This window comes from Streptomyces sp. NBC_00775, assembly GCF_036347135.1.
Taxonomy (GTDB): Bacteria; Actinomycetota; Actinomycetes; order Streptomycetales; family Streptomycetaceae; genus Streptomyces; species Streptomyces lutosisoli.
In genome coordinates this window covers 4,952,732-4,976,352 of the sequence record NZ_CP108938.1, presented here as the reverse complement: position 1 = coordinate 4,976,352, position 23,621 = coordinate 4,952,732, and the positions used below count along the sequence as shown (strand labels likewise).

General features: G+C 70.5%; 17 protein-coding genes and 2 pseudogenes. 14 read left to right on the top strand and 5 right to left on the bottom strand.

Annotation, left to right across the window (positions count from 1 at the left end; all coding sequences use genetic code 11):
* Nucleotides 1-188: 188 nt before the first annotated feature.
* The gene (gene acs / locus OIC96_RS22170; protein WP_330306155.1) at nucleotides 189-2,189 is read right to left on the bottom strand and encodes an acetate--CoA ligase; all 2,001 of its coding nucleotides are present in this window, start codon (nucleotides 2,187-2,189) and stop codon (nucleotides 189-191) included.
* Nucleotides 2,190-2,402: 213 nt separating this feature from the next.
* Here acs and OIC96_RS22165 point away from each other — a divergent pair.
* Nucleotides 2,403-3,090 (top strand): annotated as a pseudogene (locus OIC96_RS22165) (RNA polymerase sigma factor).
* Between the two features lie 259 nt (nucleotides 3,091-3,349).
* The gene (locus OIC96_RS22160; protein WP_330462136.1) at nucleotides 3,350-3,862 is read left to right on the top strand and encodes a hypothetical protein; all 513 of its coding nucleotides are present in this window, start codon (nucleotides 3,350-3,352) and stop codon (nucleotides 3,860-3,862) included.
* 94 nt (nucleotides 3,863-3,956) lie between these two features.
* Here OIC96_RS22160 and OIC96_RS22155 read toward each other — a convergent pair whose 3' ends face one another.
* Complete coding sequence (locus OIC96_RS22155) at nucleotides 3,957-6,353, bottom strand: SulP family inorganic anion transporter (RefSeq protein ID WP_330306157.1); 2,397 nt, start codon at nucleotides 6,351-6,353, stop codon at nucleotides 3,957-3,959.
* A gap of 339 nt (nucleotides 6,354-6,692) precedes the next feature.
* Here OIC96_RS22155 and OIC96_RS22150 point away from each other — a divergent pair, with 339 nt between their 5' ends.
* On the top strand, nucleotides 6,693-7,964 hold the full coding sequence (locus tag OIC96_RS22150) for a hypothetical protein (protein WP_330306158.1): 1,272 nt from the start codon (nucleotides 6,693-6,695) through the stop codon (nucleotides 7,962-7,964).
* Between the two features lie 368 nt (nucleotides 7,965-8,332).
* On the opposite strand, the gene OIC96_RS22145 is transcribed toward OIC96_RS22150, so the two are convergent.
* Nucleotides 8,333-9,325 carry an ATP-binding protein gene (locus OIC96_RS22145; protein ID WP_330306159.1) on the bottom strand — a complete coding sequence of 331 codons (993 nt, stop codon included), beginning with the start codon at nucleotides 9,323-9,325 and terminating at the stop codon, nucleotides 8,333-8,335.
* Between the two features lie 101 nt (nucleotides 9,326-9,426).
* Here OIC96_RS22145 and OIC96_RS22140 point away from each other — a divergent pair, with 101 nt between their 5' ends.
* The gene (locus OIC96_RS22140) at nucleotides 9,427-10,251 is read left to right on the top strand and encodes an oxidoreductase (RefSeq protein ID WP_330306160.1); all 825 of its coding nucleotides are present in this window, start codon (nucleotides 9,427-9,429) and stop codon (nucleotides 10,249-10,251) included.
* A 415-nt stretch (nucleotides 10,252-10,666) separates the two neighbouring features.
* Here the strand turns inward: OIC96_RS22140 and OIC96_RS22135 are convergent, their stop codons facing one another.
* Nucleotides 10,667-11,500, bottom strand: a complete 834-nt coding sequence (locus OIC96_RS22135; RefSeq protein ID WP_330306161.1) for an HAD family hydrolase — start codon at nucleotides 11,498-11,500, stop codon at nucleotides 10,667-10,669.
* Between the two features lie 597 nt (nucleotides 11,501-12,097).
* Between OIC96_RS22135 and ssd the strand changes: the two genes are divergently transcribed.
* The 7 genes and pseudogenes from ssd to OIC96_RS22100 form a co-directional block, all read left to right on the top strand.
* Entirely contained in the window at nucleotides 12,098-13,192 is a 1,095-nt protein-coding gene (gene ssd / locus OIC96_RS22130) for a septum site-determining protein Ssd (RefSeq protein ID WP_330306162.1), read from the top strand.
* Nucleotides 13,189-14,445, top strand: a complete 1,257-nt coding sequence (locus OIC96_RS22125; RefSeq protein WP_330306163.1) for a TadA family conjugal transfer-associated ATPase — start codon at nucleotides 13,189-13,191, stop codon at nucleotides 14,443-14,445. The genes ssd and OIC96_RS22125 overlap by 4 nt, the downstream gene beginning before the upstream one ends.
* A 36-nt stretch (nucleotides 14,446-14,481) precedes the next feature.
* Complete coding sequence (locus OIC96_RS22120) at nucleotides 14,482-15,357, top strand: type II secretion system F family protein (protein ID WP_330306164.1); 876 nt, start codon at nucleotides 14,482-14,484, stop codon at nucleotides 15,355-15,357.
* Nucleotides 15,354-16,136 carry a type II secretion system F family protein gene (locus OIC96_RS22115; RefSeq protein ID WP_330306165.1) on the top strand — a complete coding sequence of 261 codons (783 nt, stop codon included), beginning with the start codon at nucleotides 15,354-15,356 and terminating at the stop codon, nucleotides 16,134-16,136. Before OIC96_RS22120 ends, OIC96_RS22115 begins: the two co-directional genes overlap by 4 nt.
* Before the next feature lie 109 nt (nucleotides 16,137-16,245).
* Nucleotides 16,246-16,428 carry a DUF4244 domain-containing protein gene (locus OIC96_RS22110; RefSeq protein ID WP_330310221.1) on the top strand — a complete coding sequence of 61 codons (183 nt, stop codon included), beginning with the start codon at nucleotides 16,246-16,248 and terminating at the stop codon, nucleotides 16,426-16,428.
* Nucleotides 16,415-16,804 carry a TadE family type IV pilus minor pilin gene (locus tag OIC96_RS22105; RefSeq protein ID WP_330306166.1) on the top strand — a complete coding sequence of 130 codons (390 nt, stop codon included), beginning with the start codon at nucleotides 16,415-16,417 and terminating at the stop codon, nucleotides 16,802-16,804. Before OIC96_RS22110 ends, OIC96_RS22105 begins: the two co-directional genes overlap by 14 nt.
* Nucleotides 16,801-17,199 (top strand): annotated as a pseudogene (locus OIC96_RS22100) (Rv3654c family TadE-like protein); the annotation flags it as partial. The gene OIC96_RS22105 and the pseudogene OIC96_RS22100, both read left to right, overlap by 4 nt.
* A gap of 274 nt (nucleotides 17,200-17,473) precedes the next feature.
* Here OIC96_RS22100 and OIC96_RS22095 read toward each other — a convergent pair.
* Entirely contained in the window at nucleotides 17,474-19,927 is a 2,454-nt protein-coding gene (locus tag OIC96_RS22095; RefSeq protein ID WP_330306167.1) for a DEAD/DEAH box helicase, read from the bottom strand.
* A gap of 80 nt (nucleotides 19,928-20,007) precedes the next feature.
* On the opposite strand from OIC96_RS22095, the gene bldG reads away from it, so the two are divergent.
* The 3 genes from bldG to OIC96_RS22080 all read left to right on the top strand — a co-directional run bounded on the left by bldG (nucleotide 20,008) and on the right by OIC96_RS22080 (nucleotide 23,607).
* Nucleotides 20,008-20,361: an anti-sigma factor antagonist BldG gene (gene bldG / locus OIC96_RS22090; RefSeq protein ID WP_028799135.1), complete on the top strand. Its 354-nt coding sequence runs from the start codon at nucleotides 20,008-20,010 to the stop codon at nucleotides 20,359-20,361.
* A gap of 102 nt (nucleotides 20,362-20,463) precedes the next feature.
* Entirely contained in the window at nucleotides 20,464-20,901 is a 438-nt protein-coding gene (locus OIC96_RS22085; RefSeq protein WP_330306168.1) for an ATP-binding protein, read from the top strand.
* A 300-nt stretch (nucleotides 20,902-21,201) separates the two neighbouring features.
* Nucleotides 21,202-23,607 (top strand): sodium-translocating pyrophosphatase, encoded by a 2,406-nt coding sequence (locus OIC96_RS22080; RefSeq protein WP_330306169.1) that lies wholly within the window; start codon nucleotides 21,202-21,204, stop codon nucleotides 23,605-23,607.
* Nucleotides 23,608-23,621 lie beyond the last annotated feature (14 nt).

The following is a 23,621-nucleotide window of genomic DNA, read 5'->3' as shown; positions in this document are numbered from 1 at the left end:
GGACCGGTGAGGGCTGGGCGCGCAGTTCCCCGCGCCCCTAAAGAACCCGCGGTGCAGCCCCGCGCCTTTAAGGGGCGCGGGGAACTGCGCGAACGGCCCCCACCGGCCCGCAGCCGACGAACCGGCCTACGGGGTCTGGGGGCACACAGTGCCCCCAGACACAAAAGGGCGGGTGGGTGGGGGAACCCTCAGTCCTCGCTGGGCGCCGCCGGCAGCTTCGCCTGGATCAGGTCCATCACCGTGGAGTCCGTCAGCGTGGTGACGTCACCGAGCTCCCGGTTCTCGGCCACATCCCGCAGCAGCCGCCGCATGATCTTCCCGGACCGGGTCTTCGGCAGCTCCGCCACCGGCAGCACCCGCTTCGGCTTGGCAATCGGACCGAGCGTGGTCCCCACGTGATTGCGAAGGGCGGCCACCAGCCCCTCATCCTCGGCGGAAGCCGTCCCCCGCAGGATCACGAACGCGACAATCGACTGCCCGGTCGTCTCGTCCGCCGCCCCCACGACCGCCGCCTCGGCGACCGACGGATGCGAGACGAGCGCCGACTCGACCTCGGTCGTCGAGATGTTGTGCCCGGACACGAGCATCACGTCATCGACGCGGCCGAGGAGCCAGATGTCCCCGTCCTCGTCCTTCTTGGCCCCGTCCCCGGCGAAGTACTTCCCCTCGAACCGCGACCAGTACGTGTCGAGGAACCGCTGGTCGTCACCCCAGATGGTCCGCAGCATCGACGGCCACGGCTCGGTCAGGACGAGGTATCCGCCGCCACCGTTCGGCACTTCCCGCGCCTCGTCGTCGACGACCGTCGCCGAGATGCCCGGCAGCGGCCGCTGCGCCGACCCCGGCTTCGTCTCGGTGACCCCCGGCAGCGGCGAGATCATCATCGCGCCGGTCTCCGTCTGCCACCACGTGTCCACGATCGGCGTACGGTCCCCACCGATGTGCTTCCGGTACCAGACCCACGCCTCGGGGTTGATCGGCTCACCCACGGACCCCAGCACCCGCAAGCTGCTGAGATCGAACTTCGCGGGGATGTCGTCCCCCCACTTCATGAACGTACGAATGGCGGTCGGAGCGGTGTACAGGATGGTGACGCCGTACTTCTGGACGATCTCCCAGAACCGCCCCTGATGCGGCGTGTCCGGCGTCCCCTCGTACATGACCTGCGTCGCACCGTTCGAGAGCGGCCCGTACGTGATGTACGAGTGCCCGGTGACCCAGCCGATGTCGGCCGTGCACCAGTAGACGTCGGTCTCCGGCTTGAGGTCGAAGACGGCGTGGTGGGTGTACGAGGCCTGCGTGAGGTAGCCGCCCGAGGTGTGCAGGATGCCCTTCGGCTTCCCGGTCGTCCCGGACGTGTAGAGGATGAACAGCGGGTGCTCGGCCTCGAACGCCTCCGGTGTGTGCTCGGCGGACTGCCGCTCGACGATCTCGTGCCACCACACGTCGCGGCCCTCGGTCCAGGCGACGTCCTGCCCGGTACGGCGTACGACGAGGACGTGCTCGACCTGGTCCACCCGCTCGATCGCGTCGTCGACGGCCGGCTTGAGCGCGGACGGCTTTCCGCGCCGGTAGCCGCCGTCGGAGGTGATGACCAGCTTGGCGTCGGCGTCCTGGATGCGCGTGGCGATCGCGTCCGCGGAGAACCCACCGAAAACAACCGAATGCGCGGCGCCGATCCGTGCGCACGCCAGCATCGCGACGACGGCCTCGGGAATCATCGGCAGGTATACGGCGACCCGGTCACCCTTGCCGACACCCAGCTCGGTCAGGGCGTTGGCCGCCTTGCTGACCTCGTCCTTGAGCTCGGCGTAGGTGATGGCCCGGCTGTCGCCCGGTTCGCCCTCGAAGTGGATGGCGACGCGGTCACCGTTCCCAGCCTCGACATGCCGGTCCACGCAGTTGTACGCGACATTCAGCTTCCCGTCGGCGAACCACTTGGCGAACGGCGGGTTCGACCAGTCCAGCGTCTCGGTCGGCTCGGTGGCCCAGGTCAGCCGACGGGCCTGCTCGGCCCAGAAGCCGAGCCTGTCAGCCTTGGCCTGCTCATACGCCTCCGCGGTGACATTGGCATTCGCGGCCAGGTCTGCGGGCGGCGCGAACCTGCGCTCCTCGCGCAACAGGTTGGCCAGGCTTTCGTTGCTCACGACATCTCCCTTTCCCAGGGTGTCCGTTGTGTCCCAGGCCACAGCTCATCAGACCGGGGGGCCCGGTGACAAGGGCCGACCCGAAATTGGTTTAGACCTATCCATGTGCTGTGGCGCCCCTCTCCCTGCGCTGCGGCACCTGGCAGAGGCACGTACACAGCCACGTACGGTCCAGCGGGCGGGTTCACTCGGTAACGCTTCCCGGGTCTCGGCCCAAGAACAGGCGAAGTGCCCCCGAAGCGAAGGAGACACCGAGTGGAACGGATACGGGGCGGGCCCCTCGCCGCGACACGTGATCCACAGCTCTTCGGACAGTTCTACCGGCGCCATGTCGACGCCGTGACACGTTTCGTCGCCCGGCGTGTCGACGACCCCCACACCGCCGCCGACCTGACCGCCGAGATCTTCCTCGCGGTCCTGGACTCGGCCGACACCTACCGCCCCGGCCTCGGCAGCGAGACCGCCTGGCTGTACGGCGTCGCCCTCCCCCCACTCTCGGCTTCGCTCGAGCGGGGGGACCCCCATCGTCGTCTCCTCCGAGCGCCGCCGGATCGCCCGCGAAGCCCTCCGCGACCAGCGGATCTCCGGCCGCCGTCTCCTCGACGCCGACGACATCGCCCGCCTCGAGGACAAACTCGACGCCGAGAGCCCGGGCCGCCGCGCCCTCGCCGCCCTCGCCCACCTCCCCGAGGGCGAACGCGCCCTGCTGGAACTCATCACCGTCGACCAGCTCACCCTCCCGGAAGCCGCCGCCGCCCTCGGCATCCGCCAGGTCACCGCCCGCGTCCGCCTCCACCGCGCCCGCAAGTCCCTGCGCACGGAGACCGACGCCACACCTGGGCCCACGCCCGATTCACCACTGACGTACACATCCGGGACATCCGGGACATCCGCGATATCCGAGGTATCCGAGGTATCCGAAGGAATCGGGGGAGAGGCATGAACACGAAGGCGACCTTCGAGGACCGGCTGCTGAGCGACCTCCAACGGGAGATCGCACTGCGCGAGGCCGGAGTCGGCGCGGCCACGGCGAGTGAGACCTGCATGAGCGAGACCGGCGTGAGTGGGACCGGCGTGAGTGGGACCGGCGTGAGCGAGACCGGGATGACTGAAGCGCCCGCGCGAGTACGTCGCTTGGTCACCCCGCCCCGCCCCGCCTCGCCCTCGCCGCCGCGGCCTGCGCCGCCGCCGCACTCGCCGTGGTGCTCATCCCCGGCTCCCCGGCCGAATCGAAGGCGTACGCGGTCGAGCGTCACGGCGACGGCAGCGTCACGCTCACGCTGAACGACCTGACACCGCGACCGGACGACCAGCGCGAACTCACCGAACGGCTGCGCGCGAACGGCATCCACGTCGACATCCAGAACCTCGACTTCACCCACCAGTGCAAGCAGCCACGCGGCGAGGCCATCCCGGGCAACTACAACGTCAGCCCGGCCGCCGGGGCCAGGGGCAACGCCTCCGCGCCCCCGCACAAGCCCGAACAGGCGAGCTCCCTCACACCCCTCATGGACACCTGGAAGATCACCCTCCACCGCGGTGACACCCTGGCGTTCGAGAACAACCTGTTGCACGACAGCAAGCACCCCGGCAGCGTGGTGCGCTCCGTGATCTTCTACGCGGTCAAGGGCGCCATCAAGCCCTGTGTGCCGGTGGAGCGCGCCAACCCCATCCTGGAAGGCGTGACCACCCACTCACCCGACACCGGACGCTGACCGGCACGCGGGCCGGTAGACGTGTCGGTACGCGGAACGGCAACCGATACATGGCGCGCGGCCCCGCCGACTGGGGCCGCGCACCACGGCCGGGTCACGCGGGACGGCGCAGATCCTCCGTCGCCCCCACGTGATCGAACAGCTCGCCCCCGTCGCCGTCGGCCAGCAGATACGCCTGAGCCTCCCCGACGTGGAAGTACATCCCGTGCAGTTCGAGCACGCCCTCCCGCAGGGCCCGCGCCACGGACTCATGCGCCCGCAGATGCTCCAACTGCTGCACCACGTTGGTCAGACACAGCTGCTCCACCGCGTCGGCGGGTGCCCTCCCGGCAAGCCGCGCCCACGGCCGGTCCTTGGCGGCCATCCGCTCCAGGCTCGGCTGCCCGTGCCGCAGCCACCGCTTGAGCGGCGTGACCGGTCCTCCGGGCTCCGACGTCAACAGGGCCTGCATCGCCCCGCACCCCGAGTGCCCGCACACCGTGATGGACCGCACCTTCAGCACGTCCACCGCGTACTCGATCGCCGCGGCCACCGAGTCGTCCCCGCTCTCCTCCCCGGGCAACGGCACGAGGTTGCCCACATTCCGTACGACGAAGAGGTCACCCGGACCACTGGAGGTGATCATCGATGTGACGAGCCGCGAGTCGGCACAGGTCAGGAACAGCTGGGACGGCCGCTGCCCTTCCCGCGCCAACCGTGCCAGCTCACCCCGCACCAGGGGCGCGGTGTTCCGCTGGAACGCGCTGATGCCGCGCGCCAGTTGGTGCCCGCTCCGCCCTCGGGATCCGTCCTGCCCGCTCGGTGCGGAGCCGTCGGTCGTCTCCCCCGTCCTGTCCGGCTGGCCACCGGAAGGAACGGACTGCGGGGTCGCTGAGGTCTCACAGTGATGGTTGCGCCATGGCGTCCAGGGCCGGCAACGGCAGTGGGCGGAACTCGCGGGCTCGGCGATCCGGGTCCCGGCCCGCCCGGTGAGCTCGACCCTGCCGCCGCCCGCGAAGTGGGCGTTCTGCCAGTCCTGTAGGGACTCGTACGCCGCGTGGTCCATGAACGAGCCGTCCAACTCCACCACGGTGTCAGCCCCTTGGGGCACCAGATGCAGGGCGCGGCTGAGCCGTGGCACCGCGAGGAACGTCAACTGCCCTCGTACACGTACGTAATGGACTCCCTCCTTCTCTTCGAGTGTGATGTGGGTGCGGGCGAGGCGGTGCATGGCGACCCCGACGGCCACGGAGACCCCCAGCGCCACTCCCTCGAGAACTCCGAGGACGATGACGCCGAGCGTGGTGACGGTGTACACCAGCACCTCGCGGTGGCGGGTGACCGTGCGAATGTGGTGCAGGGACACCATCTGGATGCCGACGGCCATGACCAGGGCGGCGAGCGATGCGAGGGGGATCAGCTCCAGGATCGGGACCATCAGCAGCGCGGCAACTACTACGAAAACGCCGTGCAGCATCGTGGAGTTCCGGCTCACGGCACCGGCTTGCACATTCGCGGAACTTCGTACGGCGACCCCGGCGATCGGCAGCCCGCCGAGCGCGCCGGAGACGATGTTGGCGGCGCCCTGCCCGAGCAGCTCCCGGTCCAGGTCGGAGCGGCCCACCCGGGAGCGCAACTCGGGCCGCCCCGCCACCAGCTTGTCCACGGCGACGGCGCCGAGCAGCGACTGCACGCTGCACACCAGCGTCACGGTGAGGACGGCGGCGGCGAACCCGAGGACCGGACCCTCGGGCAGCCCGGCCAGCGCGTGGCTGCTCCAGGACGGCAGGTCGGCCTTGGGCAGGGTCAGCCCGGCGAGCGAGGCGGTCACGGTGGCCCCGGCGACGGCGACGAGCGCGGCCGGGACCTTGCGCAGCACGCGCCCGATCCGCCCGGGAATCCGCGTCCAGGTGAGCAGGAGCGCCAGCGTCAGCGTGCTCATCGACACCGCGGCGGGGTGGACGTGCGCCAGCTGGTGGGGCAGTGCGCGGAGGTTGTCGAGGACGGAGCTCTGCGGGGTGCCGCCCAGGACGATGTGCAGTTGGGCTACGGCGATGGTCACCCCGATGCCGGCGAGCATGCCGTGCACGATCGCGGGGCTGACGGCGAGCGCCGTCCGGGCCACCCGCAGGCAGCCCAGTCCCAGTTGGGCGATTCCGGCGAGGACGGTGATGGCGCAGGTCGTACGCCATCCGTAGTGGTGGATGAGCTCGGCGGTGACGACCGTGAGCCCGGCGGCGGGCCCGCTCACCTGGAGCGGTGAGCCGCCGAGCCGGCCGGCGAGGAGTCCGCCCACGGCGGCGGCGACGAGGCCGGCCTGGAGCGGCGCGCCGGTGGCGAGGGCGATGCCGAGTGACAGGGGCAGGGCGATCAGGAAGACGGCGATCGAGGCCGAGAGGTCGGCGCCCGCGATACGGAATCGGCGGGGCGGGGTCGGTGGGGGGCTGTGGGGCTGGTGGGTGCGCGTCGGCCGAGTCGAGTCGGCGGCGCGGGTGGGGACGCAGGCAGACATGGTTCCCGTCTCCTCCGGGGCAGCGCGGTCGCGGAACAGGTGGTCCCCCGTCCAAAGCGGCGGGGGGCGGATCGCGGCCGTGGGTCACGGCGTGCAGCGGCGGGATTTTCAACGCTCGGTAAACGGATCGTAATGCAGAGTAAAGGTCGTGTGCGGAATTTCGGAGCAAATGGGGCATTAAATCACCCTCCAGGGTGAACCGAGCTTTTGATCGGCTTGTCGTATTTATTCCTCCTCGGTCCCATGCCACCTTGACGGCGCTGTCGGCAAATCGCTGCACATCACCACAGAACGCCCTAGTGAGCGTTGCCCTGACCGAAGGAAGAAGGAGGGCGGAAGATGGCCGCCACCCAGAGGATTGCCGCAGGCGTAGCGCTCGCCGCGGCCTGCGCCACGGCGCTCGCCGGTTGCGCCGGCGATACGACCGGTTCCAAGGAAGGCGCGCACGGCGCGAAGAAGGGGGCGGGGGCCCCGGCGCCCAAGAGCGTGGTCCGGCTGATCGGCGACGGCTCCACCGCGTACACCGGTGCGCAGCCGCATCTGCCCCGACCCGTGCGGCTGAAGCCCGGCCAGAAGCCCCCGCAGTTCGTGGTCTTCTCGTGGGACGGCGCCGGCGAGGACAGTCAGAAGCTCTTCTCGCACTTCCGGAAGATCTCCAAGGCCAACAACGCGACGATGACGTACTTCCTGAGCGGCGTGTACATGCTGCCGGAGGACAAGCGCGACCTCTACAGGCCGCCGCAGCACTCGCCCGGCAGCTCCGAGATCGGCTTCAACGACGAGCAGGGCATCAAGGACACCGTGAAGCAGCTGCGCGGCGCGTGGCTGGAGGGCAATGAGATCGGCACGCACTTCAACGGCCACTTCTGCGGCAGCGATGGCGGGGTCGGCCAGTGGTCGGTCGCGGACTGGAAGAGCGAGATCGCCCAGGCGAAGTCGTTCGTGAAGTCCTGGAAGACCAACACGGGCATGAAGAAGGCGTCCCCGCTGCCCTTCGACTACGACAAGGAGCTCATCGGCGCCCGCACGCCATGCCTGGAGGGTCAGAAGAACTTCAGGAAGGCGGCCCACCAGCTGGGCTTCCGCTACGACACCAGCGGCGTCAACAACCAGCTCTGGCCCGACAAGAGGGAGGGCCTGTGGGACCTGTCCATGCAGCTCGTGCCCTTCCCTGGCCATTCCTACGAGCAGCTCACCATGGACTACAACTTCATGGTCAACCAGTCGGGCACCCAGACCCAGGGAGACCCCGACAAGCAGGAGTACTGGGGCGACCAGATGCGTGACGGCCTGCTCAAGGGCTTCAACCGCGCCTACGACGGCAACCGCGCGCCGCTGGTCATCGGCAACCACTTCGAGTCCTGGAACGGCGGCAACTACATGCGCGCCATCGACGAGGTCGTCGAGAGCGTCTGCACCAAGTCCGAGGTGCGCTGCGTCTCCTTCCGCCAGCTCGCCGACTGGCTCGACGCCCAGGACCCGGCCACCCTCGACAAGCTCCGCGGCCTCAAGGTCGGCGAGGCCCCGAAGCAGGGCTGGGCGTCCTTCCTCTCGGGCCGCCCCGCCCCTGCCCCGAAGGGTGTCCCCGGCGCACCGGCCGTCAAGCCGTAGCGGCTGTCGGGCCGGGCCGGTCGCTCATGCCGTAGCCACCAGGCCGTGACCGAGGGCGAAGCCGGGGTCGACCTGCGCGGCCAGGTCCGCCCCGGACCTCTCTTCTTTGCACCCCTCGCACCGCTTCGCGGGCTTCGGGGAGCTGCGTCGGACTCCGTCCGTCGGCGGGTGTCGCGTCGCGTCGGGGCGCTCAAGTCAGCTGAGCGGTAGCCGTTGTGCAGCGCTCATCGAGGACGAAGCCGGGGTCGACCTGCGCGGCCAGGTCCGCCCCGGACCTCTCTTCTTTGCACCCCTCGCACCGCTTCGCGGGCTTCGGGGAGCTGCGTCGGACTCCGTCCGTCGGCGGGTGTCGCGTCGCGTCGGGGCGCTCAAGTCAGCTGAGCGGTAGCCGTTGCGCAGCGCTCATCGAGGACGAAGCCGGGGTCGACCTGCGCGGCCAGGTCCGCCCCGGTCTTCTCGTTGCCCCAACTGCTCGCGTTCTTCAGGTGGAAGTGCACCATCTGGCGCGTGTAACGCTCCCAGTCACGCAGTTCGTACGTGGCGTCGGCGGCGGTCTGCAAGGTGCGCAGGGAGCGGCGGTTGGGCTGCTCAAGGAGTTCGAACCGGGGCGGGCGGCCTTTCTCCATGGCGCGCACCCAGTCGGAGTGCCCGACGGTGACCAGGAGGTCGTCACCGACTTCGGTGCGCAGGAAGTCGATGTCGTCCTGGCCCTGCACCTTGTTGCCGACGACCTTCAGGACGACGCCGAAGTCGCGGGCGTACTCCTTGTACTGCCGATAGACGGAGACTCCCTTCCGGGTCGGCTCGGCGACGAGGAACGTGATGTCGAAGCGGGTGAACAAGCCGGACGCGAAGGAGTCGGAGCCCGCCGTCATGTCGACGACGACGTACTCGCTCTGGCCGTCGACGAGATGGTTCAGGCAGAGCTCCACTGCACCGGTCTTGGAGTGGTAGCACGCCACTCCCAAGTCGGCCTCGGTGAACGGGCCGGTGACCATCAAACGGATGGCGCCCCCGTCGAGTTCCACCGGCCACGCGCAGGCGTCGTACACCGGATTGTTCTCGCGCACCCGCAGCAGCCGTGACCCCTCGCCGGGCGGCGTTGTCTTGATCATCGTCTCGGTGGACGCGATACGCGGGTTGGAGCCGCGCAGGTAGTCCTTGATCAGCGGCAGCCGCTCGCCCATCGCGGGCAGTCCGGCGGCCTCCGCCTCGTCGAGGCCGAGCGCGGCCCCCAGGTGCTGGTTGATGTCGGCGTCCACCGCGACGACCGGCGCCCCCGAGGCGGCGAGGTGGCGGATGAAGAGGGAGGACAGGGTCGTCTTGCCGCTGCCGCCCTTTCCGACGAAAGCAATTTTCATGTTCACCAAGAGTAGTGGGATGATTGCTCTGGGTGCCCTGCTTACGTGAAGAAGACCACTCCTTCGTGGGGTGGGCCGTAGGGGTGCGTAGTGTCGTACTCATGAGTACGACAGGCGCGACCGCCGATCCGCTCGCGGCCCTGGGTTCGCTTCCCGGAGTGGCCGAATCCGTGGAGTCCGTCCGCAAGGCCGTGGACCGGGTCTACGGCCACCGGATCATGCGGCGCCGGAGCAACGAGATCACGTCCGAGGCGGCGCTGCGCGGCGCACGCGGTTCCGCGGCGCTGTCCGGTGCCGACTGGGCCCTCGAAGAGGTGCGCCGCCGCACCGATTTCAGCGGCGACGACGAGGCCCGTACGGTCGGCGCGGCCCTGCGGCTGACTGCGGAGGCGGGCCAACTCCTCTCCATCTGGCGGCAGTCGCCGCTTCGGGTACTGGCCCGGCTGCATCTGGTGGCAGCCGCGGACAAGGGCGACGAGGTCGGCCGGCCGCGGCTGAACGGCGAACCGGTCGACGAGCCCCTCGTCGAGCTGCCCCTGCCGGACGCGAACGAGGTGGCCGGCCGTCTTGAGGGCCTCTCGCAGCTGATCATCGCGGGAGGTTCGGCCCCCGCGCTGGTGACGGCGGCCGTCGTCCACGGCGAACTGCTCGCCCTGCGCCCCTTCGGCTCCCACAACGGCCTGGTCGCGCGCGCGGCCGAGCGCATTGTTCTCATCGGCAGTGGACTCGACCCGAAGTCCATCTGCCCGGCGGAGGTCGGTCACGCCGAACTCGGCCGCGCGGCCTACGTGGCTGCCCTGGAGGGCTATGCCTCCGGTACTCCGGAGGGCATGGCGGCCTGGATCGCCCACTGCGGCAAGGCGGTTGAGCTGGGGGCCAGGGAGTCGGCGGCCGTCTGCGAGGCGCTTCAGCGCGGGGCGGCGTAAGGGGCTCGCAAATCGCCCCCCCCACAAGAAAATCGCCCTCTACTAAGAGGGCGGAAAACTCCCTGAACAGGGTTGCGGCGGTACGAGGTCTCGTACCGCCGCTGGCATGCTCACCGCGTTACCAAGCGTCCTCGAAATTTGCCCATCAGGTCGGGAACTGCTGCCCGTAACCTGGTGCGGCTGGCCCGTAATCGACGGGTCGACGTCGCGTGGGTGCCCAGTGTTCATGCGCGGTCCGTGGGGCCTTGGTTGCGGTTAAAGGTGATCCTCTCGGATGTCCTTGGTCTCGCGGGCCGTTAACTTCTTTGTACTCCAGGTCCGGAGGAAGCGGAACCCCTGACTGCACTTCTTTACTTTTAGGTTCAAACGTGAACCAACCGGGCGGGAGTGCGCCGCACGCGCAGGTGTGACGTGATCAGATCACCGTCGCGCGCCGCCGACTCGCGTACCAGACGAGCCCCGCCGTGGCCGCCGCCGCCCCTATCGCGGCCGCCGCGACTAGCGCCGGACGGGGCGGTACCGACAGTGTGGGCAGCCGCTGCTTGAGCCGGACCGGGCGGTGGAAGTCCAGAATCGGCCACGAGCGGGCGAGTGCCTCGCGGCGCAGCGCGCGGTCCGGATTCACCGCGTGGGGGTACCCGACGGACTCCAGCATCGGGACGTCGGTCGCCGAGTCGCTGTAGGCATAGCAGCGCGACAGGTCGTACCCCTCGGACGCGGCCAGCTCCTTGATCGCTTCCGCTTTCGTCGGTCCGTACGCGTAGTACTCCACTTCGCCCGTGAAGCAGCCGTCCTCGCCCACGATCATGCGGGTCGCCACCACGCGGTCCGCGCCGAGCAGTTCGCCGATCGGCTCGACCACCTCGGCTCCGGACGTGGACACGATCACGACGTCGCGCCCGGCGGTGTGGTGCTCCTCGATGAGGGATGCGGCCTCGTCGTAGATGATCGGGTCGATCAGATCGTGCAGCGTCTCGGCGACGATCTCCTTGACCTGCTGGACGTTCCAGCCGCGGCACATCGCGGACAGGTACTTGCGCATCCGCTCCATCTGGTCATGGTCGGCGCCGCCCGCCAGGAACACGAACTGGGCATATGCGGTACGCAAGGCGGCCCTGCGGTTGATCAGCCCGCCTTGGTAGAACGACTTGCTGAACGTGAGCGTGCTCGACTTCGCAATGACCGTCTTGTCCAGGTCAAAGAAGGCTGCTGTGCGAGGCAAGGAGTGGTTTTCCACGTGCCCGAGCATAGGCGGACACCATTCGGGCTAGTGTGGGGCGTGTGGGTTTGCCTGAGAGGGCTCTCGGGTACACCATGGAAGTCACGGATCGTTCGCGACCGTGCTAACCCGGTCTGGCTCCTCCCCCCCCGAGTCGGACCGTGGGGACGACCCCCGCTCTCCCCCCCGGCGGGGGTCGTCGCATGTCCGGATGGGTTTTTCACCGCTCTTGCGCGGCCTCGGGGCCTTCTCGTCACTGCTGTGGCCGCCTTCTTCGCATGCCCATGATCCGTCACTGTGTGTAGCCGTAGGGCTGCTCTGCGGAAGTCGCACAGGGGCCACCGGTATGAGTGAAGGCGATATTCACAACCACTCAGTTGTCCACAGTTATCGACCAAGATCCACACGATTTCCGGGTTCGCTGCACCGTGATTCCAGCGCGCTCCGCTCGCGGCGAGTTCCTCGCGGCAAGTTCATGGCCGGTTCCGTTTGTCGAGCGCGTTTGGCCGGTTCGTATCGGCCGTTCATATGGAGGCCGGTTGCCGGTTCTTCACACGAGCGGGAATCGCGGGTCCGCAGAGGATCCTGCGGGCCCCGCGCAGGAAGCAGCGAAGGGGGCTGGAGATCGTGGCGGGAGCCATCACACATGACCGGCCGCCCGCCGCCGAGGGGCGGCAGGGCGGACCATTGATCGTCACGGAGGACGCCGAACTGCTGGACGACCTGCTGCGCCTGTGCGCCGCGGCGGGCGCCAGGCCAGAGGTCCACCACGGGGTGCCGGAGCGCAGGGGCAGCTGGGAGGCCGCACCTCTCGTACTGGTCGGCGACGATGCCGCGCGCCGTGTGCGCGGAGCCGCGCGCCGACGCGGAGTGGTGCTGGTCGGCCGGGATCAGGACGATTCCGGCGTCTGGCGGCGGGCCGTCGAGATCGGTGCCGACCATGTCCTGATGCTGCCCGACGGCGAGCAATGGCTGGTCGACCGCATCGCCGACGTGGCCGAAGGGGTCGGCAGGCCCGCCCTCACCGTCGGCGTGCTCGGCGGCCGTGGCGGGTCCGGAGCCTCCACGCTGGCCTGCGCGCTCGCCGTCACCTCGGCGCGCGAGGGGCGGCGCACCCTGCTCGTGGACGCGGATCCGCTGGGTGGCGGACTCGACGTACTCCTCGGCGGAGAGGCTGCCGAAGGCCTGCGCTGGCCGGCGTTCGCCGCATCCCGCGGCCGGGTCGGCGGCGGCGCCCTGGAGGAGTCCCTGCCCGAACTGCACGCGCTGCGGGTCCTGAGCTGGGATCGCGGTGACTCGGTCACCATTCCCCCGCAAGCCGTACGAGCGGTCCTGGCCGCCGCCAGACGACGTGGCGGCGCGGTGGTCGTGGACCTGCCCCGCCGCATCGACGAAGGCGTCGCCGAGGCCCTCGCCCAGCTCGACCTCGGACTCCTGGTGGTCCCCGCCGACCTGCGCTCGATCGCGGCGGCCGGACGCGTGGCGTCCGCGGTCGGCATGGTCCTGCGCGATCTCCGGGTCGCGGTACGCGGCCCCTACGCACCAGGACTCGACGACCGCGAGGTGGCCCGCCTGCTCGGGCTGCCCCTGGTGGGCGAAGTGCCCGCCGAACACCCGCCGTTGGACGGTGGCTCACCGCCCGGAGGAGCGGTGCGGGGGCCGCTCGCCCGGTTCTGCGCGGCGTTCTGGGACCGGGTCCCGGTGGAAGGCGGGGGCGTATGAGCTGGGATCCCGCCACGGGGACGGACTGCGGCGCGGGGCTGGAAGGACGTACAGGTTCGTGGGACGCGCACGCGGGTACGCCGGACGGGCCGACCGGACTGCTGGACGGCGTACGGCAATGGCTCGCCGAGAGCGGCTCCGAACCGACCCCCGCGCGCGTGGCGCAGGCGTTGCGCGAGCAGGGGCGTGTGCTCGGGGACGCCGAAGTCCTCGGCGCGGCCGAGCGGTTGCGCTCCGAGCTGGTCGGCAGCGGCCCGCTGGAACCGCTGCTCGCCGACCCTTGCGTGACCGATGTGCTGGTGTCCGCGCCGGACCGGGTGTGGGTGGACCGGGGCGGTGGCCTGGAGCTGACGGCCGTCTCCTTTCCGGACGCGGCAGCCGTACGACGCCTCGCGCAGCGCCTCGCCGCCGTGGCCGGACGACGGCTCGACGACGCCCGCCCCTGGGTGGACGCTCGGCTTCCGGACGGGACACGCCTGCACGCGGTGCTGCCCCCGGTCGCCGTCGGCTCCACCTGTCTGTCGCTGAGGGTCGTACGGCCGCGTGCGTTCACGCTCGACGAGTTGGTGGCGGCGGGGACGGTGCCGCCGGGAGGGGACCGGGTGCTGCGAGCCCTGCTGGACGCCCGGCTGTCCTTCCTGATCAGCGGGGGCACGGGCTCCGGCAAGACGACGCTGCTGAGTGCGCTGCTGGGCCTGGTCGGTCCCGGGGAGCGGATCGTGCTCGCCGAGGACTCGGCGGAACTGCGGCCGGACCATCCCCATGTGGTGCGCCTGGAGGGGCGCCCGGCCAACCAGGAGGGAGTCGGGCTGGTCGCGTTGCAGGACCTTGTCCGTCAGGCCCTGCGGATGAGACCGGACCGGCTGGTCGTCGGCGAGGTGCGCGGGCCCGAGGTCGTGTCCCTGCTGGCCGCGCTGAACACCGGCCATGAGGGCGGCTGCGGCACGGTGCACGCGAACGCGGCAGCACAGGTCCCGGCCCGCCTGGAGGCACTGGGCACCGCCGCCGGGCTCGACCGGGCCGCCCTGCACAGCCAGTTGGCGGCGGCGTTGTCCGTGGTCCTGCATCTCGTACGCGACCGGGCGGGGCGGCGGCGGATCGCCGAGGTGCACGTGCTGGAGCGCGATCCGTCGGGGCTCGTGTTCACGGTGCCGGCGTTGCGATGGGGCGCCGAGGCCTTCGCGTACGAGCGGGGGTGGGAGCGGCTGCGGGGGCTGCTTCGGGACGGGACCGAGGGGGGCCGGGGGCTGTGACGGGGATCGGACGGCGGGATGGAAACGGGGAGTGGCATGGCGATCGGTGAGATGTCTCAGGTGCCGGTGGGGGCGGCCGTGGTGTGTGCCGGGATGGCCGCCTGGTGGATGGGCGGCTGGGATTCGGGGGTACGCAGGGCGCGGTTGCTGTGCGCGGGCGGCGGGGTGAAGGCGAACGGACCGCCGTCGTGGGAGCGGGCGCTCGTCGGCTGGCGGCGGGTGCGCGGGCGGCTGCGGGCCGAAGGGTGGTCTGTGGTCGCCGGGTTGGTGATCGCGCTGCTGGGCGCGTCCGTGGTGCCGCTGCTCCTAGGGGTGGCGGGAGTGCCGCTGTTCGGGCGGGTGCGGCGGGCCGGAGAGGCGCGGCGCGGACGGGAGCGCCGGGGCGATGCGGTGATCGCCCTGTGCGGAGCCCTGGCCGGGGAGGTGCGGGCCGGTCGGCAGCCCGGCGAGGCGCTGCGCAGGGCCGCGCGCGACTCGGGCGGGCTCGGCGAGGCACAGGCGGTGGTGCTCGCGGCGGCGCGGTTCGGCGGCGATGTGCCGGGCGCGCTCACCGACGCGGCACGGCAGCCGGGGGCCGACGGACTGGTGGGACTCGCCGCGTGCTGGCGCGTGGCGGTGGACCGGGGTGCCGGGCTGGCGGCGGGACTCGACCGGCTGGAGGGGGCGTTGCGCGCGGAGCGAGACCAAAGAGCCGATTTGCGCGCCCAGTTGGCCGGATCACGGTCCACGGCGGTGATGCTCGCGGGCCTGCCGGTCCTGGGGCTGCTGCTCGGCACCGCGCTGGGCGCCGATCCGCTGCACGTGCTGCTGCACACCGGCGCCGGCCTGGGCTGTCTGCTGGTCGGCGGGGTGCTGGAGGGCATCGGGCTGTGGTGGGCGCTGCGGATCGTGAGAGGAGCGGAGGCGGTATGAGCGCCGAGGTTGTCCACAGGCTGGGGGCGGTGGTGTGCGGGGCGCTGGCGCTCGGGTGGCTGGTCCAGTCGCTCGGCGCGGTGCGGCGCGAGCGGCAGGCGCGCAGAAGGCTGGCGGAACTGCTGGCCTTGGAGACGGCGCGTTCGGAGCGACGGCGCTTCGAGGTCCGGAGCGTGGTGCGGCGGTGGCTGCCGGTGGCGGGTGCGGTGTCGGCCGGCTGGGTGCTGGTCGGCGGTCCTGCCGGGGTTCTGGTGGGGGCGGCGGCCGGGTTCGGGGTCTGGCTGTGGCGTAGGCGGCGATCCGCGCCGGTGGAGGAGTACGACACGGCGCGGGCCGCGCGGCAACTCCCGCTCGCCGCCGACCTGGTGGCCGCCTGTATCGCGGCCGGGGCGGGTCCCGTGGTGGCGGCCCGGGCCGTGGGCGAAGCCCTGGGCGGGCCGGTGGGGGAGCGGCTGGCGCGGGGCGCGGCGGAGGTGCGGCTCGGCGGTGAACCGGCCGAGGCATGGCGGAGGTTGGCGTCGATACCGGGTGCGCGGGCGTTGGCGCGGCTGCTGGAGCGGGCGGGCGAGTCGGGCGTACCGGCGGCCGTGCCGGTCGGGCGGCTCGCCGCGGAGGCCCGCGCCGAGTGGGGGCGCACCGCGACGGCGCGAGCACGTCGCGCGGCCGTCATGGTCACCGCGCCCGTGGGGCTGTGTTTTCTGCCCGCCTTCATCGCGATCGGCGTACTGCCCGTGGTGATCGGGCTGGCGGACGGGTTGCTGGCGGGAGGAGGCGGATGACGGGAGACGGCGACGGCATGTGGTGCACGACAAGCGATCAACAGGGTTGAACCTTACGGGGGTTGAAATGAGCGGGACGGTACGAAGTGTGGTGCGGGGACGTGCACGGATGCGGGCGTGGATGCTCGGTCTGGCGGCGCGGAGGGACGCGGGAATGGTCACCTCCGAGTACGCGGTGGGAGTTCTCGCGGCGGTGGCCTTCGCGGCCGCGCTCTACAAGGTGGTGACGAGCGGGCAGGTCGGCGAGGAACTGCAGGGCATCGTGGGGCGGGCGCTCGATGTCCAGATGTGAACGGGCGCCCCGGCGCGGGGCTGCCGGTCGGGACCGTGGGTTCGTGACCGCCGAGGCCGCCGTGGTGCTGCCCTCGCTGGTGCTCGTCGGAATGGCGCTGGTCTGGGCCCTGCTCGCCGCGTCCGCGCAGATCCAGTGCGTGGACGCGGCGAGGGCGGGCGCCCGCGCGGCGGCACGCCAGGATCCGCCCGACACGGTCCTGGCGACGACCCGCCGGGCGGCACCCCGCGGCGCGAGGGTCACCGTGAGCCGGGAGGACGACCTGGTCCGGGTGACGGTCACCGCGCATGCGCCGGGCCCGGGCGCGCTCTCCATGGAGCTGAGCGACGAGGCCGTGGCGCTGGCGGAGGAGACGGTGGGGGTGGTCGGCGGATGACGGGCTGGAGGCGCGAGCTCCTTGCGTGGAGGGCCCATTGGGGCAGGTGGCGCACCGTGCGGACCCTGTCCTCGGAAAGAGGTTCGGCGACCGTCTGGACCGTCGGGGCGATCGCCGTGCTGTGCGTCGTGTTCGGGGCGGTCCTGGCCATGGGGCAGGCGGTCGTGGTCCGCCATCGCGCCGCGGGCGCGGCCGACTTGGCGGCACTCGCCGCGGCGGATCACTGGGCGGACGGCGCGACCGCGGCCTGCGCCGAGGCGGACCGGGTGGCACGGGCCCAGCGCGCGCGACTCGTGCGGTGCGCGGTCGAGGGCGAGATCTCGGACGTGACGGCGGCGTCGGGCAGGGGGCCGTTGGCCGCGGAGGTCAGATCGAGGGCGGGACCCGCGGGACCGGTCGAACCCGGCGGAGCGGGAGTTACCGGGGCGGGAGCTGCCGGGTCGGCTGATACCGGCTCGGCGGGACCCACGGGTCCGCTTGGTGCCGGCTTGGCGAGATCTACGGGTCCGCTTGAGGCCGGCTCGGCGGGACTTACGGATCCGGTTAAGGCCGGCCCGCCCGCCGGTCCACCGTGGGCGGTCCCGGAGCCGCCATCAGCGCTCGGTCCACCGTGGGCGGACCCGGACCCGGACCCGGACCCGGACCCGGACCCGGACCCTGCACCGGCGCTCAGTCCTCTGGTGCGGCCCGCAGCAACTCCGTGAGCAGCCGTACGGCTCCCCGCTTGTGCAACGGATCGTTCCCGTTGCCGCACTTGGGGGACTGGATGCAGGACGGGCAGCCGGCGTCGCACTCGCAGGAGGCGATGGCCTGACGGGTGGCGGTGAGCCAGGCGCGGGCGGTGTGGAAGGCGCGTTCGGCGAATCCGGCGCCGCCCGGGTGGCCGTCGTACACGAAGACGGTGGGCAGCAGCGTGTCCGGGTGGAGGGGGATGGAGACGCCGCCGATGTCCCAGCGGTCGCAGGTGGCGAAGAGCGGCAGCATGCCGATCGACGCGTGCTCGGCGGCGTGCAGGGCGCCGCCGAGGATCTCAGGGTTGATCCGGGCCGCGTCCAGCTGGTCCTCGGTGACCGTCCACCACACGGCACGCGTACGGAGCGTACGAGGAGGGAGGTCGAGTTTCGTCTCGCCCAGTACTTCACCGGTGATGACACGTCGACGCAGGAAGGAGACGACTTGGTTGGTGACTTCGACGGAGCCGTAGCACAACCGGCCCTCGCCCCAGGGGACTTCGGTGTCGGTCTCCAGGACGGAGATGGACGTCGTGTCGCGGGCGACCGTCGAATAGGGCGGGTTGGCCTCCTCGACCAGCGCGACCGAGTCCTCCAGGTCCAGGTGCCGCACCAGATACGTACGGCCCTGGTGCAGGTGGACCGCGCCCTCGTGGACCGTCGTGTGCGCGGCGCCGGCGTCGACCGTGCCGAGCAGCCGCCCGGTCCCGTCCTCGACGATCTGCACCGGACTGCCGCCCTCGCCGCGGATGTCGGTCAGGTCGGCGGCCCGCTCCCGGCGTGTCCAGTGCCAGGCCTTCGTCCGGCGGCGCAGCAGCTTCGCGGCCTCCAGCTGCGGCAGCAGACCGGCGGTGGCCGGGCCGAAGAGCTCCAGGTCGTCGTCCGTGAGCGGGATTTCGGCGGCGGCGGCGCACAGGTGCGGGGCGAGGACGTACGGGTTGTCGGGGTCGAGGACGGTGGATTCCACCGGTTGGTCGAACAGGGCCTCGGGGTGGTGGACGAGGAACGTGTCCAGCGGGTCGTCGCGGGCGACGAGGATCGCCAGCGCGCCCTGCCCGGAGCGTCCCGCGCGGCCGGCCTGCTGCCACAGGGACGCGCGGGTGCCCGGGTAGCCGGCGATGACGACGGCGTCCAGCCCGGAGATGTCGACGCCGAGTTCGAGGGCGGTGGTGGCGGCGAGGCCGAGGAGTTCACCGGAGTGCAGGGCGCGTTCCAGGGCGCGGCGTTCCTCGGGGAGGTAGCCGCCGCGGTACGCGGCCACGCGCCGGGCCAGTGAGCGGTCGACCTCGGCGAGGCGTTCCTGGGCGATCACCGAGATGAGCTCGGCGCCGCGGCGGGACCGTACGAAGGCGATCGAGCGCATGCCCTGGACGGTCAGGTCGGTCAGCAGGTCGGCCGCCTCGGCGGTGGCGGTACGCCGAACGGGTGCACCCTTTTCGCCGTGCAGCTCGGTGAGCGGGGGCTCCCAGAGAGCGAACACCAGTTCCCCGCGTGGGGAGGCGTCGTCCGCGACCTCGACGACCGGGAGACCGGTCAGCCGGCGCGCGGCGACCGAGGGCTCGGCGGCGGTCGCGGAGGCCAGCAGGAAGACGGGTGAGGCGCCGTAGCGGGCGCACAGGCGGCGCAGACGGCGCAGCACCTGGGCGACGTGGGAGCCGAAGACGCCGCGGTAGGTGTGGCACTCGTCGATGACGACGTACTTCAGGGCACGGAGGAAGGAGGACCAGCGGGGGTGGGAGGGCAATATCCCGCGGTGCAGCATGTCGGGGTTGGTCAGGACGTAGTTGGCGTACTGACGTACCCATTCGCGTTCCTCGAAGGGGGTGTCCCCGTCGTACACGGCTGGGCGTACGGCATTGCCCAGAGGTTGTGAAAGTTCCTTCACGGAACGGAGCTGATCGGCTGCGAGGGCCTTTGTGGGGGCCAGGTACAGCGCGGTGGCCCCCCGGCCGTTCGCGGCCTCGGAGCCGTCCAGGAGGGCTGTCAGGACCGGGACGAGGTATGCCAGGGACTTGCCGGAGGCCGTGCCCGTGGCGACGACCACCGACTCGCCGTCCAGGGCGTGCTCGGCGGCCAGTGCCTGGTGGGCCCAGGGGTGCTCGATTCCCGCGGCCTGCACCGCGGCGATGACCTCCGGACGGATCCGGTCGGGCCACACGGCATGGCGACCCTCTCGCGGGGGCAAGTGCTCCGTATGAGTGATGCGCGAAGCCCGGCTCGGTCCCGAGGCGAGCCGGTCCAGGACCGTGCCCGGCGAGGGGCGGGAAGCGGTGTCCGTCGAGGGTCGATCGGATCGGTGATTCTTGGCCATCGGCATCGAGTGTGTCACTGGCGTGACGGACAATGGGCCCAAGGCGTCGTGCACGCCTGCCGGTAAGTGATTGAATGCCATCGCGGCTGGCGAACCGTCCAGGGGGCTCTGCCGAGGTGTCCCATGGGGCGACCGCTCGATAGCAAGGTGCTGGAGGATCCGTGGACCTGTCCCTGTCGACTCGCAATGTGTCTGGCCCTAACGGCGACCGTACGGTCGTCGAGGTCGGCGGCGAAATCGATGTATATACCGCGCCCAAGCTGCGCGAGCAGCTGGTCGAGCTGGTGAACGACGGCAGTTTCCACCTTGTCGTCGACATGGAGGGCGTGGATTTCCTCGACTCCACCGGGCTCGGCGTACTGGTGGGCGGCCTGAAGCGTGTACGTGCCCATGAGGGCTCGCTGCGACTGGTCTGCAACCAGGAGCGCATTCTGAAGATCTTCCGTATTACCGGTCTCACCAAGGTGTTCCCGATCCACACCTCGGTGGAGGAGGCGGTCAACGCCACCGACTGACCACCAGTCTCCCCGGGCCGTGGGCCCGGGTTCGCAGAAGTTGGGGGGACTGGGCTCACGGCCCGGTCCCCTGACAGCACGCCCGTAGTCTGAGGGGGATGCATGGCCACCGTTGAGCTCCGCTTCAGCGCGCTGCCCGAGCACGTCAGGACCGCCCGGCTGGTGGCGGCGGCGGTGGCGCGCAGGGCCGGAGTGGACGAGGCCGTACTCGACGAGGTCAGACTCGCCGTCGGTGAGGCCTGCAGCCGTGCCGTCGGACTTCACCAGAGCAGCGGCACCTCGGCGCCGGTGCGGGTGACGCTGACCGAGGAGGAGAAGCAGTTCTCCATCGAGGTCGGCGACGAGGCGCCGCGAACGGCGCCGGGTGAGACGGTGTCCGGTTCCTCCCGAGGAGATTCGGACGCGGAGACCGAAGAGGACGAGATGGGCCTCGCGGTCATCAGCGGCCTCGTCGACGACGTGGAAGTCACGGCCGGGGAGAACGGCGGACTGATCAGGATGAGCTGGCCGACCACGCCGCCGGCCACGCTCGCTCCCTGACCGCGTCCCGACCTCATCCTCGCGAAAAACCCGAAGGGCCCTGCTCAGCAGGGCCCTTTTTGTGTGCGACGCCCACGCGCCCGCCTTTTCGTGAATTGATTCACGATCAATCACGCGATAATTTGATCATGCGTCAACGCTTTTGGGGCATTACCTCTTTCGGGTTCCATGGACACCCGTCGATCATTTGCTGAAGAGCATGTGAAGGCTAATTCCGTTTACCGCGCACTGTTTTGATCAGGTTCCGGTACCTACAATCCGTCCACATCTTGAGCTCAGCACAGGCGTCAAGGAGGACGAATGGCGGGGCTTTCTACCCCTCATCAGTTTGACCAACCCACAACCTTCGCAGCCGCAGTACTGACGGACGACAACCGTCTCATCATCATGGTCATCGGAGTCGTCGCGCTGGCCGCGCTCGCGGTCGCCGGGGTCCTGGTGCGCCAGGTCCTCGCGGCGGGCGAGGGCACCGACAGCATGAAGAAGATCGCGACGGCGATCCAGGAGGGCGCGAATGCCTACCTGGGACGGCAGATGCGCACGCTCGCCGCATTCGCCGCCGTGGTGTTCTTCCTGCTCATGCTGCTCCCCGCGGACGACTGGAATCAGCGCGCCGGCCGATCGATCTTCTTCTTGATCGGCGCGGTGTTCTCGGCGACCACCGGCTATATCGGTATGTGGCTCGCCGTACGCAGCAATGTCCGCGTGGCCGCCGCGGCACGGGAAGCGACCCCGGCGGAGGGTGAGCCCGAAAAGGATCTCACCGCCGTCTCGCACAAAGCCATGAAGATCGCTTTCCGCACGGGCGGCGTCGTCGGCATGTTCACGGTGGGGCTCGGTCTGCTGGGCGCCTCCTGTGTGGTGCTGGTGTACGCGGCCAACGCGCCGAAGGTCCTGGAGGGCTTCGGTCTCGGCGCCGCGCTGATCGCCATGTTCATGCGTGTCGGCGGCGGCATCTTCACCAAGGCCGCCGACGTCGGCGCCGACCTGGTCGGCAAGGTCGAGCAGGGCATTCCGGAGGACGATCCGCGCAATGCCGCGACCATCGCCGACAACGTGGGCGACAACGTCGGCGACTGCGCGGGCATGGCGGCCGACCTCTTCGAGTCGTACGCCGTCACGCTCGTCGCCGCGCTGATCCTCGGCAAGGCGGCGTTCGGCGACTCCGGGCTCGCGTTCCCGCTGATCGTGCCCGCGATCGGCGTACTCACCGCGATGGTGGGCATCTTCGCGGTGGCGCCCCGGCGCTCCGACCGCAGCGGCATGTCCGCGATCAACCGCGGTTTCTTCATCTCCGCGGTGATCTCGCTGGCACTGGTGGCCGCGGCCGTCTACATCTACCTCCCGGCGACGTACGCCGATCTGGACGGTGTCACGGACGTGGCGATCAAGGCCAAGGGCGGCGACCCGCGGATCCTCGCGCTGGTCGCCGTCGCGATCGGCATCGTGCTGGCCGCGCTGATCCAGCAGCTGACCGGCTATTTCACCGAGACCACCCGCCGTCCCGTACGGGACATCGGCAAGACCTCGCTCACCGGTGCGGCCACCGTCGTCCTCGCCGGTATCTCCGTGGGTCTCGAATCGGCCGTCTACACCGCCCTGTTGATCGGCCTCGGCGTGTACGGGGCGTTTCTGCTCGGCGGTACGTCGATCATGCTGGCGCTCTTCGCGGTCGCCCTGGCCGGTACCGGCCTGCTCACCACGGTCGGTGTCATCGTCGCCATGGACACCTTCGGTCCGGTCTCCGACAACGCGCAGGGCATCGCCGAGATGTCCGGCGACGTCACGGGCGCGGGCGCTCAGGTGCTCACCGACCTGGACGCCGTCGGCAACACCACCAAGGCCATCACCAAGGGCATCGCCATCGCCACGGCCGTCCTCGCGGCCTCGGCGCTCTTCGGCTCGTACCGTGACGCGATCACCACGGCCGCGGACGACGTGGGCGAGAAGCTCTCCGGGGCGGGCGCGCCGATGAACCTGATGATGGACATCTCACAGCCCAACAACCTGGTGGGTCTCATCGCGGGCGCCGCGGTCGTCTTCCTCTTCTCGGGGCTCGCGATCAACGCGGTCTCGCGGTCCGCCGGGGCCGTGGTCTACGAGGTGCGGCGGCAGTTCCGCGAGCACCCCGGGATCATGGACTACACCGAGAAGCCCGAATACGGGCGCGTCGTCGACATCTGCACCAAGGACGCGCTGCGCGAACTCGCCACGCCCGGCCTGCTCGCCGTTCTCACCCCGATCGCGATCGGGTTCACGCTCGGGGTCGGCGCGCTCGGCTCGTTCCTCGCGGGTGCGATCGGCACCGGCACGCTGATGGCGGTCTTCCTCGCCAACTCCGGTGGTGCGTGGGACAACGCGAAGAAACTCGTCGAGGACGGCCACCACGGCGGCAAGGGCAGCGAGGCCCACGCCGCGACGGTGATCGGCGACACGGTCGGCGACCCGTTCAAGGACACCGCGGGACCCGCCATCAACCCGCTGCTGAAGGTGATGAACCTGGTGTCGCTGCTGATCGCGCCGGCGATCGTCAAGTTCTCGTACGGCGACGACAAGAACGTCGGTCTACGGGTGGTCATCGCCGTCCTCGCGATCCTCGTGATCGTGGGCGCGGTGTACATCTCCAAGCGGCGCGGGATCGCCGTGGGTGACGAGGACAACGCGGAAAGGGTGGCCAAGTCGGCTGACCCTGCGGTGGTTTCGTAGCTCTCGGGTTCCAT